Annotated in this window: 14 protein-coding genes; 7 read left to right on the top strand and 7 right to left on the bottom strand. The window is 66.6% G+C overall.

The annotated features are described in order from the left end of the window. Positions 1–68: 68 nt before the first annotated feature. Entirely contained in the window at positions 69–671 is a 603-nt protein-coding gene (locus tag AB0N75_RS10620) for a transglycosylase family protein (RefSeq protein WP_364649550.1), read from the bottom strand. A gap of 561 nt (positions 672–1,232) precedes the next feature. On the opposite strand from AB0N75_RS10620, the gene AB0N75_RS10615 reads away from it, so the two are divergent. Continuing rightward, on the top strand, positions 1,233–1,766 hold the full coding sequence (locus AB0N75_RS10615; protein WP_364649081.1) for an OsmC family protein: 534 nt from the start codon (positions 1,233–1,235) through the stop codon (positions 1,764–1,766). Positions 1,767–1,903: 137 nt separating this feature from the next. Then, complete coding sequence (locus AB0N75_RS10610) at positions 1,904–2,098, top strand: DUF2795 domain-containing protein (protein ID WP_364649078.1); 195 nt, start codon at positions 1,904–1,906, stop codon at positions 2,096–2,098. On the opposite strand, the gene AB0N75_RS10605 is transcribed toward AB0N75_RS10610, so the two are convergent. Continuing rightward, entirely contained in the window at positions 2,095–2,604 is a 510-nt protein-coding gene (locus tag AB0N75_RS10605; RefSeq protein ID WP_364649075.1) for a metallophosphoesterase, read from the bottom strand. The genes AB0N75_RS10610 and AB0N75_RS10605 overlap by 4 nt on opposite strands. A 37-nt stretch (positions 2,605–2,641) precedes the next feature. Further along, positions 2,642–3,262 carry a LysE family transporter gene (locus AB0N75_RS10600; RefSeq protein ID WP_364649072.1) on the bottom strand — a complete coding sequence of 207 codons (621 nt, stop codon included), beginning with the start codon at positions 3,260–3,262 and terminating at the stop codon, positions 2,642–2,644. Between the two features lie 70 nt (positions 3,263–3,332). On the opposite strand from AB0N75_RS10600, the gene AB0N75_RS10595 reads away from it, so the two are divergent. From AB0N75_RS10595 to AB0N75_RS10585, 3 genes are all read left to right on the top strand, one after another. After that, positions 3,333–4,232 carry a LysR family transcriptional regulator ArgP gene (locus AB0N75_RS10595; protein WP_364649069.1) on the top strand — a complete coding sequence of 300 codons (900 nt, stop codon included), beginning with the start codon at positions 3,333–3,335 and terminating at the stop codon, positions 4,230–4,232. Between the two features lie 110 nt (positions 4,233–4,342). After that, positions 4,343–5,854, top strand: coding sequence for an acetyl-CoA hydrolase/transferase family protein (locus tag AB0N75_RS10590; protein WP_364649066.1), 1,512 nt, complete (start codon positions 4,343–4,345; stop codon positions 5,852–5,854). A 105-nt stretch (positions 5,855–5,959) separates the two neighbouring features. After that, positions 5,960–7,231 (top strand): diguanylate cyclase, encoded by a 1,272-nt coding sequence (locus AB0N75_RS10585; RefSeq protein WP_364649063.1) that lies wholly within the window; start codon positions 5,960–5,962, stop codon positions 7,229–7,231. 30 nt (positions 7,232–7,261) lie between these two features. Here AB0N75_RS10585 and AB0N75_RS10580 read toward each other — a convergent pair whose 3' ends face one another. Continuing rightward, a complete protein-coding gene (locus AB0N75_RS10580) occupies positions 7,262–8,080 on the bottom strand; it encodes an oxidoreductase (protein WP_364649060.1) in 819 nt (272 codons plus the stop codon). 12 nt (positions 8,081–8,092) lie between these two features. Next, positions 8,093–9,223: a hypothetical protein gene (locus AB0N75_RS10575; RefSeq protein ID WP_364649057.1), complete on the bottom strand. Its 1,131-nt coding sequence runs from the start codon at positions 9,221–9,223 to the stop codon at positions 8,093–8,095. A gap of 242 nt (positions 9,224–9,465) precedes the next feature. Between AB0N75_RS10575 and AB0N75_RS10570 the strand changes: the two genes are divergently transcribed. Then, positions 9,466–10,224 carry a hypothetical protein gene (locus AB0N75_RS10570; protein WP_364649054.1) on the top strand — a complete coding sequence of 253 codons (759 nt, stop codon included), beginning with the start codon at positions 9,466–9,468 and terminating at the stop codon, positions 10,222–10,224. Here the strand turns inward: AB0N75_RS10570 and AB0N75_RS10565 are convergent. Together AB0N75_RS10565 and AB0N75_RS10560 are read right to left on the bottom strand one after the other, a co-directional pair. Beyond that, positions 10,175–12,646: a hypothetical protein gene (locus AB0N75_RS10565; RefSeq protein WP_364649051.1), complete on the bottom strand. Its 2,472-nt coding sequence runs from the start codon at positions 12,644–12,646 to the stop codon at positions 10,175–10,177. The genes AB0N75_RS10570 and AB0N75_RS10565 overlap by 50 nt on opposite strands. A gap of 7 nt (positions 12,647–12,653) precedes the next feature. Then, the gene (locus AB0N75_RS10560) at positions 12,654–13,406 is read right to left on the bottom strand and encodes a peptidoglycan-binding protein (RefSeq protein WP_364649048.1); all 753 of its coding nucleotides are present in this window, start codon (positions 13,404–13,406) and stop codon (positions 12,654–12,656) included. A gap of 579 nt (positions 13,407–13,985) precedes the next feature. Here AB0N75_RS10560 and AB0N75_RS10555 point away from each other — a divergent pair. After that, on the top strand, positions 13,986–14,408 hold the full coding sequence (locus AB0N75_RS10555) for a hypothetical protein (RefSeq protein WP_364649045.1): 423 nt from the start codon (positions 13,986–13,988) through the stop codon (positions 14,406–14,408). The last annotated feature ends 554 nt before the right edge of the window (positions 14,409–14,962 follow it).

Here is a 14,962-nt window from a genome sequence, read left to right as displayed (position 1 = left end):
CAGACGGAAACGCCCCGCCCTCCGGGTGGAGAACGGGGCGTTTCACAACATGCTAGTTAGCGTGCTAATTAGTGCGCGGGAACCTGCAGAACCTGGTCCACGAAGATCAGGTTGGGGTCCGACACGGTGTCCGTGTTGGCCGCAAACAGATCTTCCCAGCCGCCCTGGAGTCCCATGGACTCGGCGATGGTGGCCATGGTGTCGCCGGACTGGACGGCGTAGGTTTCGCCGCTCACAGCCGGGGCCTCGAGGGCGGGTGCGGCAGCGGGGGCCGGAGCCTGCTGGACCGGGGCCTGCTGGACGGGGGCCTGCTGCTGAACCGGCGCTTCAGCGACGGGCGCCTGCTGGACCGGAGCCTGCTGGATCTCGGCAGACTGGCTGCTCACCTGCGATCCTCCGCCGCCGCCGGACAGTCCCAGCTTGGACGAGCATGCCGGCCATGCACCCCAGCCCTGGTTGTCCAGGACCTTCTCCGCCACCGCGATCTGCTCCGCGCGGCTGGCGTTCTCTGCCGAGCCGCTGCCGCCGTGGGCTGCCCACGTGCTCGGAGTGAACTGCAGGCCACCCGAGAAGCCGTTGCCGGTGTTGGTGCTCCAGCTACCGCCCGACTCGCACTCGGCCAGCGCATCCCAGGTGGCGCCATCGGCGGCGTTTGCGGCCGGTCCGATCATGGCTACGCTGGCACCGGTCAGGGCCAGGGCGGCGAGACCGCCACGCAGGGCACGGCTGAAGTTCTTGTTTTTCTGTGAGTTCACAATGCTCCGCTGAGGCCGCCTTGCGCTCAGTCCGTCCCCGGACATCCCTGCGCCGCCGTCAGCCACTCGTAAAGATCGAGGTCATGTGGACGTCTGCCATTCTGACGGCGAAAGGCGTGGGCAGCGTCCGGGCATATTCATTTGGGTCATCGCGCCGAGTGTTTCGGCACCCCCTGGCGTGGTCATCTGACCTGCGCACTCCGAGGACGCTACCGGAAAGTAATCAGCGTTGCAAAACCGTGATCTTCTCTGGGCGTGTCGCTGCAGCCGATCGGCGGGGGTCAAGGCTAAGCATGCTTCCCTCCCCTATCGGCAAACCGCGGGGGCCGCACCCCCATCCCCAGCTGCCCTGCTGCCGGGGCGCCTGAGTCCGCCCTTTGGGGAGGCGGCGAACGGGCGATTGGCCGCGGATCCATGCGGTTTTCATGGCCCTCGGTACCCGTATACACCGGCGGCCGGCGGGAGCATGATGGGTTCGTGACTACGCAGAATTTGCGGGCCGTGCAGGCTCCGCTGAAGGCCAAGTATCGGCGGCAGCCCGACGCCGCGATGATCACGCTTTACGCCGAGGGCGAACTTGGTGAAGGAACCAGCTGTTCCGTCGCTACCGGCCATGCCCTGGTTGAGGCCGGACTGCACCCTGCCACCGGCGGCGACGGCAGCCTGGTCTGCTCCGGGGACATGCTCCTGCAGGCACTGGCGGCATGCGCCGGAGTGACGCTGCAGGCCGTCGCCGCCTCACTGGGGCTGGAGGTGGCCGGCCGCGTCCATGCCGAGGGCGACCTGGACTTCCGCGGCACGCTGGCGGTAGACAGGGACGCGCCGGTCGGGTTCCAACGCATCCGGGTGCGCTTCGAACTGGTCAGCGGCGCCGGCGACGCCGAGCTGGACACCCTGCTCCGGCTGACCGAGCGCTACTGCGTGGTCTACCAAACGCTGGCGGCCACTCCGGCGCTGTCCGTGAACCGGGTCCAGCCAACCAACGACGGCGATGCCCCACACCTCCGGTAGCGTCCCGCGGCCGGTGGTATCCCGTGTCGGCGGCTGCAGCGGCGCCCGGCAGCGGCGCCCGGACGGTGGCAGGCCTCTTCCCCGCGCACGGCTCAGCGCGTAGCGTGGGGTCCCTAGCCGACCGGAAGGACACCTCCATGGCAGAGAACCCCAGTCCCATCGAAATCCAAAAGGCGCTGGGCGGCGTTGACTACCCCGCCTCCGCCGCCGACCTGGTGAAGAACGCCGAAAACTCCGGGGCAGGCGACGACGTGCTGTCGGCTCTCAGGAATCTTCCCGACCGGCAGTACGAGAACCCGGCCGAAGTCAGCAAAGCCGTTTCCGGCAACTAGCCCGCCTTGTCCACCGGCACCAGCTTGACGTCAACGAGCCTGCCGCGGTCGGCCGTCGCCGTCAGGTAGGTACAGGCCGGCTGGCGGCGGCGGTCGGTCGGCGACCCCGGATTGAGCAGCCGCAGGCCGCCGGGCGAGGTGGTGTCCCACGGGATGTGGCTGTGCCCGAACACCAGCACGTCCACCTCGGGAAAGCGCACCTCACACCGCTGTTCCCTGCCTTTGGCGGCTCCGGTCTCGTGGATCATGGCGAAGCGAACGCCCTCAACGGTTGCGGCGGCGATCTCCGGCAGGCGCGAGCGCAGGTCGTCGCCGTCGTTGTTGCCGTACACGCCGATCAGCCGCCGGCTGCGCTGCTCCAGCTCGTCCAGCAGGTCCGCGGTGACCCAATCGCCGGCGTGGAACACCACATCGGCCGCGGCCACCGCATCCCAAACCTGGTGCGGGAGCCGCCGCGCACGTTTCGGTACGTGCGTGTCCGCTAGGAACAGGAGCTTGCTGGCCATACCGGCATCCTTGCACAGTCTGGACGCTCGGCAGCGCTCAGAAGCCGAAGGCCATCCGCAGCCCCAGCGCCAGCATCACTACCGCGATCAGCCCGTCCAGGATCCGCCAGGAACCGGGGCGGGCGAAGAAGGGGCGCAGCAGTCGGGCGCCGAACCCGAGCGCGCTGAACCAGGCGATACTGCCGAGCACCGCGCCGGCGCCGAAGTACCAGCGCAGCTCCGGGCCCTGGGTGTTGGCGATGGAACCGAGCAGCAGGACCGTGTCCAGATAGACGTGCGGGTTCAGCCAGGTCAGTGCCAAGGCCGTGGCGGCCACGGTGGCCAGCCCGCCGCCGCGCTGATTCTCCGCGGCGGTGAGCGCGCCCGGTTTGATGGCCCGCTTGGCGGCGAAGACCGCATACGCCAGCAGGAAGGCGGCGCCGCCCAGCCGGATCACGTCCACCACCGCCGGCGCCGCCTCGATCACCGCACCGATACCGGCGATCCCGGCGGCGATCAGCACCGCGTCGGAGACGGCACAGATCAGCACGACGACGCCGATGTGCTCGCCCCGGATCCCCTGCCGCAGCACGAAGGCGTTCTGGGCGCCGATCGCGATGATGAGGGCGAGTCCGGTTCCTAGGCCCAGCAAGACGGTGGGGGCAATAGCGGTAGTCACAGCAGACGACGCTATCCGAGCCACCGTCACCAGTACAGCTAAAGAAATTTAGGATGCGTAAGATTTTCTTATGCAGCCGTTCCAGTTCGAGCATCTGGCGACCTTCGCCGTCGTCGTTCAAGAGGGCAGTTTTGATGCCGCCTCCCGCGCCCTGCAGGTGACTCCCTCCGCCGTTTCGCAGCGGATCAAGGCCATGGAGCAGGCTGCCGGGCAGGTGTTGCTGCAGCGCACTTCACCGGTCCAGCCGACCGCGGCCGGGGACGTGGTCCTGCGGTTGGCGCGGCAGGTGCGGGTCCTGCAGGCCGATGCGCAGCGCGAACTCGGCGGCAGCGTGACCGGGACGGCCCTGCCGCTGGTGGTCAACGCGGATTCGCTCGCCACCTGGTTTCTCGGGGCGCTGGCCCGGATGCCGCGTGACCGGGGCGTGTTCTTTGAGGTGCACCGGGAAGACGAGCAGCATTCCACCTCGTTGCTGCGCTCCGGACGCGTGACCGCAGCGGTGACCGCCACGCCGGAGCCGGTCCAGGGCTGCTCGGTGGAAGCCCTCGGCTCGCTCCGCTACCGGGCCGTGGCGAGCAGCGAGTACCTGGGCCATTGGCGGCACGACGGAACGCCGGATGGCGGCCTGGCGTGGCTGGCTGCTGCGCCGGTGCTGGACTTCGACCGCAAGGACGACCTGCAGGAGCGCTTCTACCGGACCTTGACTGGGGAGGACTTAACCGCGCCCCGCCACTACATGCCGGCCTCCGGGGAGTTTGCGGCCGCGGTCCGGCTGGGCATCGGCTGGGCCCTGCTGCCGGAACAACAGTGTTTGGCGGACCTCCGCCGCGGCACACTCCGTCAACTGGCTCCGGAGCTGCCGGTGGACGTGCCGCTGTACTGGCAGCGCTGGAAGATCAGCTCACCGATCCTCGATGAACTCTCCGCCTGCGTGCGGCAGACGGCGGAGGAAGAGCTGCGCCAGCCGTAGCACCGCCGGGCGCAGGACCGGCTCCGCGCGGCGCCTCCGCCCGTCATCGAGGCCCGGACATCTCTGACCGGCGCCTAAGGTGGAGGGGAAGATCCTGACGAAGGGGCATGATGCAAGACCGCATTCGCAATGCCCGCATGCTCGAGCGCGTAATGTCCGCCGAGCAGGCGGCCGAACTGATCCAGCCCGGCATGACGGTGGCCATGAGCGGCTTCACCGGGGCCGGCTACCCGAAGGCCGTGCCGCAGGCGCTGGCCGCGAGGATGGAATCCGCCCATGCCGCGGGCCAGCAGTTCAAGATCCGTGTACTGACCGGCGCATCAACCGCCCCCGAGCTCGACGGCGCGCTGGCCAAGGTGGACGGCATGGAGTTGCGCCTGCCCTACCAATCCGACCCAGCGCTGCGCGAGCGGATCAACGCCGGCGAACTGGACTACATCGACATCCACCTCAGCCACGTCGCCCAGCACACCTGGTACGGGTTCTTCGGCGACGTGGACCTCGCCGTCGTCGAGGTGGTCGGCATTCTTGAGGATGGCCGGCTGATTCCGTCGTCCTCGGTCGGCAACAACAAGACCTGGCTGGAACAAGCCGACAAGGTCATTGTGGAGGTCAACAGCGGGCAGCCGGCCGAGCTGGAGGGTATGCATGACGTCTACTACGGCACTGCGCTGCCGCCGAACCGGAAACCGATCCAGCTGCTGCACCCGGATGACCGGATCGGTGAACCGTATCTGCAGGTGGACCCGGACAAGATCGTGGCCATCGTGCACACGGACGCCCCCGACCGCAACTCCCCGTTCAATCCGCCGGACGAGACCTCGCAGCAAATTGCCGGCCACCTGCTCGACTTCCTGGACCAGGAGGTCCAGCGCGGCCGGCTGACGGATAAGCTCCTGCCGCTGCAGTCAGGCGTCGGGAACATCCCCAATGCGGTGCTGGAAGGCTTGGCCGCCGGCGGCTACCGCGGCCTGACCGCCTACACCGAGGTCATCCAGGACGGCATGCTGAAGCTGATCAAGGACGGCGTGCTGCGGATGGCGTCGGCCACGTCCTTCTCGCTGAGCCAGCCCGGGGTGAAGGAGTTCAACGACAACGTCGACTACTACCGCGAGCGCATCATCCTGCGTACCCAGGAGATTTCCAACCACCCGGAGCTGATCCGCCGGCTGGGCTGCATTGCGCTCAACGGCATGATCGAGGCGGACATCTACGGCAACGTCAACTCCACCCACATCGCCGGCACCAAGGTGATGAACGGCATCGGCGGCTCCGGCGACTTCGCCCGGAACGGCTACCTGTCCGTGTTCATGTCGCCGAGCACGGCCAAGGGCGGGAACATCTCCAGCATCGTGCCGATGGCCAGCCATGTGGACCACACCGAGCACGACACCATGATCGTGGTGACCGAACACGGCCTGGCCGACCTACGCGGCCTGGCCCCGAAGCAGCGTGCCCGCAAGATCATCGAAACCTGCGCGCATCCGGACTACCGGCCGATGCTGCAGGACTATTTCGACCGGGCCTGCCGCGACAGCTTCGGCAAGCACACTCCGCACCTGCTGGGTGAGGCGTTGTCCTGGCACCAGCGCTTCCTGGAGACGGGCAGCATGCGCCCCTGAGTTCGGCCAGCCGACATGTTTGAGGACCTCCTGGCGTTACGCCCGGAGGTGCCGGTCCGGCAGCTGGTTAAAGGTATGCTTTTCGCCGGATGTCCTCGCACGCCAGTGCCTGTTGCTGCAGCTGACGACGCCATTGAAGCCGCCGACGGTACGCCGGCGATTCCGGCAGACGAGGGGACACGACCTTTGCAGCTGGACACCGTAACCCTCAGGGTGGCCTTCGGCGTGATGTCGCTGGCGCTGCTGATGCTGTTTTACCTGGTCACCTACCGCCGGACCCGTGCAGCGTACAGCGCCTGGTGGTGCGCCGCCTTGGTCCTGTTCCTCGTCGGCGCCACTGCTTACCTGCTGAATGGAACCGCCGCGCAGTGGTGGGCCAACCCGCTGGGAAACGTCTTGGGAGTATCCGGCGCGTGGAGCGTCTGGGCTGCCGCCCGCTCCCTCCGTTCCCTCAAGCCCGTTCCGTGGCTACTGATCCCGGCACTGGCCGTGACGGCCGGCACCGCCGCAATCGACAATCCTGCCGCGAACATCTGGGCCGGCGGTCCTGCCTATCTGGGGTTCGTTGCGTTGTTCCTCGGGCTGTCCTCGGCGGAATTGTTCCTGCTGCGGCGGGCCTCCAAGCGTCTGCGAACCTCGCTCGCCCTGACTTCCGCGCTGGTCGGGTTCTTCTACTTCTGCCGGCTGGTCGCCTTCCTCGCAGTCGGCGCCGATGGTGCAATCTTCCGGAGCGTCTTCGGTTCAGCGCCCACCACACTGCTCACCCTGACGCTGCTGACGGTGGTTTCCTTCAGCATGGCGGCCTTCAGCGCCGAGCAGACAGCCATGGTTTTGCGCGAGCGTGCGATGCACGACGGACTGACCGGGCTGTTGAACCGCAGTGCTTTCCTGGAGCTGGCGGCCGAGAGAATCCGTGCACTCCACCGGGCCGGGGCCTCCGGAACGCTGGTGTTGGCCGACCTGGACCACTTCAAACGGATCAACGACACTCACGGCCATGCCAGCGGCGATGCGGCCCTGCGCGCCTTCGCCGCAGCCTGTATCGGCACGGTGCGTTCCACCGACTTTGTGGCCCGCTACGGGGGCGAGGAATTCATCCTCTTGCTGTCCGGGGCAGACGCAGAACAGGCTGAGGACCTGACCCAACTAATCAGCGCAAACCTGCGCCGAACGGCTTCTCCTGAACTTGTGCTGCCGACCGTCAGCTATGGAATCGCGCCGATCGGGGAACTCGGGGCCGATGCCTTGGCAGACCTCATCGCGGCCGCCGACGCGGCCCTGTATGAGGCAAAGTCCCAAGGCCGGGACCGAGCCGTCCTCGCCGTCAAGCTCGGCCACCGGAGCGGGCTCCTGCCGGCGCACGACGACGCCATCTGACAGGCTCGACGCGCAGAACTTCGGCGCGGCTCAGCGCTGGTAAACCCGGGCAAGCACGGCGTCGAAGACCCGGTCCGGCAACAGCCGGCGAGCGCTCATGATGGTGCGCGCACCGCGGCCCACCGGATACCGGCTCCGCGTGCGCCGTGCGGCTGCGACGCGGGCTATCCGCTGGCCAACCACCTCCGGGCGCGTTGCCGTCTGCCCCGCATAGGCCGCGGAAACGGTCCGGGCAACGCTCTCGGCCTGCTGCTCGTAGGCCGTCCCCTCCGAGCTTTGCAGCAGGCTGTCCGCGATCGCGCTCCACTCGGTCAGAATGGGCCCGGGCTGGATGATCACCACGCCAATGCCAAACGGCTTGAGCTCCACCCGGAGACTGTCCGACAAACCTTCCACCGCAAATTTGGCCGCGTGGTACCAGCCGGCGAGCGGCTCGTAGAAGACGCCGCCGATCGAGGACACGTTGATGATCCGGCCGCCGCCCTGCGCGCGCATCGCCGGCGCAGCCAGTTGGATGAGCCGCCCCATCCCGAACAGGTTCACCTCGAACTGCTGCCGGGCATCGGCCAGCGGCACGTCTTCCACCGCCCCGTAGGACGCGTAGCCGGCGTTGTTGACCAGCACGTCCAGCCGGCCCTGCTCGGCCAGGATCCGCTCCACCCCGCCGACCATCGACTCGTCGTCGGTCAGGTCCATGCCGAGGGCACGGACCCCGTGCTCTTCCAGCGGACGCATCCGCTCCAGCCGGCGCGCCGCCGCGTATACCGTGAAGCCGCGGCGTGCCAGTTCGCGGCAGGTATGTTCGCCTATCCCCGAGGATGCCCCGGTCACCAGTGCCACTTTGTCCATCACGGCTTCCCCTCACTTCTCCAACGCGACGACGACGGCGGTGCTCGCCTCGCGCGGCAGGTTCCGGGCTGCGCCGTCGGGCCCGAAGAGCCGCTGGCAGCCATCGAGTTCTGCTGTCAACGGTGCGCCGACGTCCAGCCCGTCGGCGACCGGCCACAACACCGCGAACTCCGCCGCCTCATCGTCGCATGTGCCATCAATAGCGTCAGCCGCGGCTGCTTTCAAAATGGCATCCTTGGCCGAGCCACCAAGGCTTCCACCACCCGAGAACGTTCCCGACACGATCTTGACGCTTTCAAACGGCAGATCCTGCTCCGCACCAGCAGGAGGACCATCCTCTTCGTTCAGTGCCGGGCCCGTTCGGTACTGGCAAATCCGCAGTGTGTCGGCTTCATCCGCACTGGGCAGCAGACCCGGGGAGCCTGGTACGCCCTCGCCATCGCGGGAAGCACCGGGACCGGGCAGATCCCCCATCGGCGGTTCAAGGGCAATTCCCGTTAAAGGCGTTATGCTCCATTCCGCCGGGCAGTTCGCGTCCAGCGCCGCCCGCGGTTGGATGAGTTCCAGCTTGTGCTGCGTGGACTCCACCACCTCCATGCCGCCAAGGACCTCGCGGACTCCGGGCTTCGTCTTCCCGCAGGAATTCGTCGGCCATGCCGCGCGCATGGCCCGGCCCTCGACATCCACCAGCCAGAGATCGGGAACCAGTTCCATGTCCGCCGTGCAGGCTTGGTTCGCCCTCGGCTGGTCGCTCGGCTGGGCCAAGGCGTCCACCAGCGCGATCAGGTCCCCGGCAAGGCGCTCCTCCGTGACCGCCGACCACAGACCTTCCTCGTCTTCGAGAGTGGCCAACATGAAGGCGTCGCAACGGATCGCTTCGACCGCAACAAACCCTTCCGGCACCCCGCCGGCAGCGGGCAGCGGCGCCACGCCCGGCTCCCCTTGCTCATTCGCTCGGCCGCCTGCCGTGCAGTCAACGGCATCAACCACCTCGGCCGGTTCGCGTTGTGCCTGGCCGTCATCGCCCGGCAACTGCCCGCACGCCGTCAGGACGCCCAGCGTCAGCGCTGCCGCACCAGCGACCCTGAACACGCGCCGGCGATCTCCCGTTCGCCACTCCTGCTTCACCGCGCCCCCGATCACCGTTGATGCCGTCAGTGTAGCCAGTCCGCGCGAAGGAGCAGCCGAAGCCGCCTCCGGCCGGACGTCCGTCAACTCCACCGCCGGTGGCGATCCGCGCCCCTTGCGGTCTTCTCGACAAGTGGTGACGTCCGGAGCACACTGTTTGGATCATGGGGCTTGATGCCGTTGTCTTGTCCGGCCCCTGTGTGCCGGCTCCCCTCAGGGCAGCAGACGCGGCCGGCACCGTCAGGAGGTGGATCCCGATGGATCAAGACGGCGTCGTCCGTCCCACTCCGGAAAGTGAGCCGGACTCCTCCGCGCCCATCCGTTTGCCGTTGCGGCTGGCTGCAATTCTGCTTTTTGCCGGCGTGCTGGTCTCGCTGCTGGCCGGGCTTTTCCACCCTGACAACGCCAGCGCCAACAATCATGCAGCCGCGTTCTCCGAGTATGCGGACAGTGCTGCGTGGACCGGGATCCATCTGGGCCAATTCGTGGGGATGGCGATCCTGGTTGCCGGACTGCTGGTCCTGTTCGTGGCCCTGGACCTCCATCGCGGCGCCGCAGCCTGGCTGGCGAGGTTTGCCGCCGTCGCCGCCGTGGCAGCGCTGGCGCTTTATGCGGTCCTCCAAGCCGTGGACGGCGTCGCCCTAAAACATGCCGTGGACGCGTGGGCCGCGGCACCGGAGGCGGAGAAGGCTGCCCGCCTCGATGTCGCGGAAGGCATCCGCTGGCTGGAATGGGGGGTCAGGAGCTACCAGAGCCTGCTGCTGGGTACCTCGTTTGTGCTGTTTGCCGTGGCGATCATCTGGAGCGGCAAAGTGTCCAGGTTCGTGGGTTCCTTCCTGGCCCTGACCGGATTTGCCTACCTGGTCCAGAGCTGGGTCATTGGCACCGAAGGTTTTTCCCCGGCCAACGCCGTGCCGACCCTGGCGGGGATAGCGACGAGCATCGTCTGGAGTATCTGGCTTCTGGTCAGCGCGTGGCGGCGTCGGCCCCGGTCGGCACCGGCGTCGGTTCCTTAGCCGGAGCGGGTTCAGGAGTCGGCTCCGGCACGGGTGCGGGCTGCAGAGTGCTGGGCGTTATCGGGGCTGGTTCCGGCTCGCTATCGGTATCCGTTGGGGGTGGTGTTGCATCCGCTGACGAGTCCGGGTCAGGGCTGCCCGTCTCTGGCGTAACGGTGGTTGATTCGCCCGGCGGTTGAGGCTCCCGGTCCGTGCCCTGCTCGGAGGTCGGCTGAGTATCGGTGTCCGCGTCGGTGTCTGCGCCGGCGCGGCTGTCACTCAGCGCGGCGTCCTGCTCGATGACGCCGAGAATTCGCGTCTTGTAGTCGTTGAGCCGGGCTTGGATTTCGCTTAAGGGAATGTCTTCAAGCGACCGCCCGTAGGCTGCTATCTCTTCCCACAGGGTTTCCAATTTGGCCATCCCTGCGTCGCTGAGCGGACCGTCGAGGGTAAGGACAAGCTGGCTGGCTAGAGCGTAGGTGAGGCATTCGATGCAGTTGTAGTTGGCCGCGGCCGAGAGGTTTTGAGGGACCACGACGTCCGCCTGGCCGAGGACCAGGACAACTTGGAAGCCGACGGCGACCGCGGTGCAGCCCCGGCAGGAGGCGAACGCGTACGCCTCGTTCGTGGCCTCTACCGGTCCGCCTTGGGCCCAGACCAGGGCGAAGGCAACGTCATAGACAACGGATCCATCCTCGACGTTGACAGCCAGGGCCTGGTTTCCGTCTTCCTTCGGCGCCAGTGGTCGGTCGAAGGGGAAGACCCAGGCCGGCCGCGTGTCCCCGGCGCCAGTATCAGCATCGGCGCGGACGCCGCCGTCGTTCGTGGGATGTTCGTTGGTATCCGCGGTGGAGGCCCCGCGGGGAACCAGGACCATCGCCAGTTGGGGATTCGCCGGTCCGGGCAGGTCCTTTCCGGACGGCCACGCCGTCAGCGTTGTCCCGCCGCGGCCCTCGGCAAGCCCTACAGAGGAAACCGGGGCGATGGAAGCAGCTGCATCGAACAAGGTTCCGCGTTCGTAGGGCTGCACCGGGCGGTACGCCCCGTCATCGGGCCACCAGGCCCAGGCCAGGCCGGCGAGAACTGCGACGACGGCGGCAATGGCGGTAGCCCGCCGAAGCGGCCGGCCACGGGTTTTCGCCCAGACCGCGGTGCCGAGTTGGCGGGCCATGCGCAGCAGGATGTAGGCGATGCCGAGAATGGGCAGGGCGACGGCGGCGATGGCCAGGACACGCACGGCCATGCCAACGAGGTCTCCGTCCGAACTGGCGTCCGCCAGCAGCCTTTGTTGTTCCATCATGCTGGCCCAGGCCGTCCCCACCACGCGGGGAAGCGAGATCACCATCATGAAGAGGCAGAACAGGAGCAGCGGAACCGTGACCAGGACCCACGCGGTCACGACAGCCCTCGCCCAGGGTTTAAGCATCTTTGGTTCGGGGTCCGACCACCGCCAGGGCAGCAGCCCTAGCAGGGTGGGCTTGATGCGTTGAAAAAGGTCGGGGACGCCGGTTGCGTCGGCGAGGATGTGGTAGCCGTCGAACCGGACCAGGGGCAGCAGTTGGCGCACCATTTGCAGTATCTGGGTCACTACAACCAGCAGCAGCGCATCGAAGCCGGTGAGCAGCCAGACGCACATGGTGCCCACCACGACTATGGCGTTGAAGTACAAGCCGCCAAGGTCCGTGCGGATCCGGCCGCCGCGACCCAACCGGTAGGAGTCCGTCACGTCGGTGTAGAAGGCGGGCCAGATGAGGTACAGGCCTACGCCCATGGCGCCCGGGGTGGCGCCGCCGCGGCGGGCCGCGGCGGCGTGGCCGAACTCGTGGAAGCCGGCCGAGAGGATGGTCAGGGCGAAAACCAGCAGCAGCAAGCCGGGGTTGGCGAAGGCTTCGTGCGTTGCCGAGCCCAGGCCCTTGACCATGAGCACCCACCAGCACACCACCAGGAACGCAACCGTAACTGGCATGACGATCAGGGGATGGAACAGTGCGGCGAACGGCGTGGTCAGCTTCCGGGTCCGCACGGGATCGGTGACCGTGTAGCGGAAGCGCATGCCCAAGAGCGGGCTGGATTTCTTGACGACGGGTTCCGAGCCGTCAGCAAGACGCAACAGACCCAGCGGCAACAACTGCTTTTCTATCAGGGTCAGCACGTTTCCGGCAGTGATCAGCCTGCCCGACGTACCACCAGCATGGTCCGCGATTTGGTCGAGGTTGCGGGAGCCGTCCACGCCCTCCAGCACTGCATAAAGCAGTGGTGTGAGCTGGATCGCTTGCCCGTCTGCGCGCCGGGCCAGCGCGGGTGGCTCCCGGTAGCCGGAACCCTGTGCCGTTCCGAGGAGTTGCACGCCGTCGGCCAGTACCGGGACGTCGATGGAGTGTGCAGGCTGGCCGCCGGGCAGCGGGCCGCCAAGGGCTGGCGGCCCGCTCGGACTCATGGTCATGCGGGGACTATTGTTCGAGGTCGGACTGCTGGCCGGCGTTGGCCTCGGCGGCACCGTCGATCTGTTGGTTGATGATGGCGTCCTGCTGCGACACCGCGGTCGCCTGGCTGTCTATCGAACCGATGTTTGCGGCAACTGCTGCGTCAATCGGCGCAGCGACGTTGGCATTCGCAGCCACGGCACCGTTAATCGGGGCGGCAATATCGGCGTCCGCGGCAAGGTCAACGTTGATGTTGAGCAGGTTCCCGTCGAGGCTCGAGCCGAGGCCCTCCGTGACCGATCCAGTGTCGGGCAGTGTGCCGTCCGGCAGCAGCGCCGGATCAGTGGCCTCCTGCCCGGTGATGCCCTGCTGCGGCAGGCCGGAATCGCCCGCCGCCGCGTCCGTGCCGGCAGCCGCGGAGCCAGCGGTTGTCTCTGCACCGTCCACGGTGTCGTTGCCCTGGTCGATGGTGCTGTCCTGTGCAGACTCGGCGGTCGCGTCGGCAGCGATGCCCTGGTCGATGATGACTCCCTGATCGGACAGGGCCTGCGCGCTGGAGCCGTCGGAGAGGATGTTGGCCGAGACGGCAGCATCGATGGGGGCCGCAACGTTGGCGTTCGCTGCAACGGCCAGGTCGATCGGCGCGGCGGCATCGATGGCCAGGTCCAGGTCCGCATTTAAATCCAGAATGGAGGCGACTTCCTTGTCCGGCAGCGCCGTCCCGGATTGGGCTTCAAGTTCCTCCGGCGACAGCGGCGTGGAACCTGTTTCGTTGCTCATCAGAAATCTCCGTTTCCGGCGCAAGGCGCCATCCATTCCGACCAGTGGCCGAAATATGCCGATTCTTGTTAAAGCCGCGCGGCGCCGGGCTTCTGGTGGTCAGACTTCCTGTTCGCCGCATCGATGAAAAGCATACTGATGAATCCTTCCATCGGGAAGGACCGCCGGCTGCCGTGCTTACTAGTGTCCGGGGAAAGCGGTGCGGATCCGGCTGCCCGACGCCGCAGCCTGTTCAGTTGATAGACCCTCGGTTGCGCCGTGACCATGCCACCAGGGTTCGAGGGTTAGGCTTCACCTATCTCGTGATCGGAAGTTATTGCTTCGCAATGTCCGAATCCATCCCTGCCGAGAGATCCGCGGATAGCGTAGGAAAAACGTTTACATCAGGGGGACATATTGGGCCGTTTTGCCGTACTGAGAGCTGCTGCGGTTGTTCTCGTGCTGCCCTTGACCGGCTGCGGCAGCGGTCCGGGGCCCGGGGTTTCTGCGACGGAGGCTGCGGCAGGAGCAACTGAGGCTGTCGCGGAGCCCGAAGCCTTTCCTGCATCGCCAAGCGCTGCCCCGACTTCCGGTCCTCCGTTGGAGACTCTGGTCGACGATTTGGGCTTCATCGGTCTCAAGGACATTCCGGCCTTCTATCTGGCGGCGGTCGAGAGCTTTCCCCACGCCCTTCCCGAAGGTACTGACTGGCCTGCGACTATTCCCAAGGGCTACGACGACCCTCACGCACGTTACGAAGCCGACTCGCTTGGCGAGAGCATAGCGTCCACGTACTGGCGCTGCGCTTGGGAAGGCGAGTTCCTTGACGCCCACGAAAGTAGTGATCGGGGCCGGCAGGCAGCCGCCCTGACAATGCTCGATACCTGGGTTTCCGATCCCTACTTCGCGGAATTCTTCGAAGACCCCGAACAGATCTGGAAAAGCCAAGTGCTCGATCCAGCCAAGAACGGCGATCTCCTACGGATGAAGCGCGAACACTGGAACTGCCCTAAGCCGGGCTAACCCTACTTGTCGATTCCGGCCGAACCTTAGCAATCGGCGCCCGGAGCCATGCGCCGTCCGGTCGAAGATTAACACCTTGCGCTTGCAACGTGTCCGCTCCATAACTAACAAAACTGGCTGAGGGGCGACGGCAGTCAGCCGGGCAGAGCTAAGACGCAAGGCCGGAAGAGTGCGTCACGGAGAACGGCCACGCCGCTCGAAGGCGTCATCGAAAAGAAGCAGGAACGGCTTTCAACAGCTATCCCAGTCCCAGCGCTTGATTCAGTTGTGCGAGCGCGAGTGCATTACTCGGGATCGATGCGGTGAAACCACCTCGGGCTTCCTCCCACAACCGTTTCCCTGCATCTCTCCATCTCGCTTGATGAGCTTCCCTGGTCGTGTCACCGCACGCAGCGTTGGTGGCGTCCAGAGGTCATAAACCGCGTCGGCAGAAGTTCATCCCCGGTATGAATTGGTCGTACTCAGGGACACGTTTGACGGCCTGAAAGGTGCGATGAGCATGCCTACGCATCTCGGGACTCAAACATCGTCAGTTCTGAGGATCTCGATCAAAA

This window comes from Arthrobacter sp. NPDC089319 (assembly GCF_040684925.1).
GTDB lineage: Bacteria > Actinomycetota > Actinomycetes > Actinomycetales > Micrococcaceae > Crystallibacter.
This window is presented reverse-complemented; position numbering and strand designations above follow the sequence as displayed.

Excerpts from the sequence above, each read along its gene's own strand:
- AB0N75_RS10620 (WP_364649550.1), bottom strand. The coding sequence starts at position 671 with ATGATCGGACCGGCCGCAAACGCCGCCGATGGCGCCACCTGGGATGCG.
- AB0N75_RS10610 (WP_364649078.1), top strand. The coding sequence starts at position 1,904 with ATGGCAGAGAACCCCAGTCCCATCGAAATCCAAAAGGCGCTGGGCGGC.
- AB0N75_RS10605 (WP_364649075.1), bottom strand. The coding sequence starts at position 2,604 with ATGGCCAGCAAGCTCCTGTTCCTAGCGGACACGCACGTACCGAAACGT.
- AB0N75_RS10595 (WP_364649069.1), top strand. The coding sequence starts at position 3,333 with ATGCAGCCGTTCCAGTTCGAGCATCTGGCGACCTTCGCCGTCGTCGTT.
- AB0N75_RS10590 (WP_364649066.1), top strand. The coding sequence starts at position 4,343 with ATGCAAGACCGCATTCGCAATGCCCGCATGCTCGAGCGCGTAATGTCC.
- AB0N75_RS10580 (WP_364649060.1), bottom strand. The coding sequence starts at position 8,080 with ATGGACAAAGTGGCACTGGTGACCGGGGCATCCTCGGGGATAGGCGAA.
- AB0N75_RS10570 (WP_364649054.1), top strand. The coding sequence starts at position 9,466 with ATGGATCAAGACGGCGTCGTCCGTCCCACTCCGGAAAGTGAGCCGGAC.
- AB0N75_RS10565 (WP_364649051.1), bottom strand. The coding sequence starts at position 12,646 with ATGACCATGAGTCCGAGCGGGCCGCCAGCCCTTGGCGGCCCGCTGCCC.
- AB0N75_RS10560 (WP_364649048.1), bottom strand. The coding sequence starts at position 13,406 with ATGAGCAACGAAACAGGTTCCACGCCGCTGTCGCCGGAGGAACTTGAA.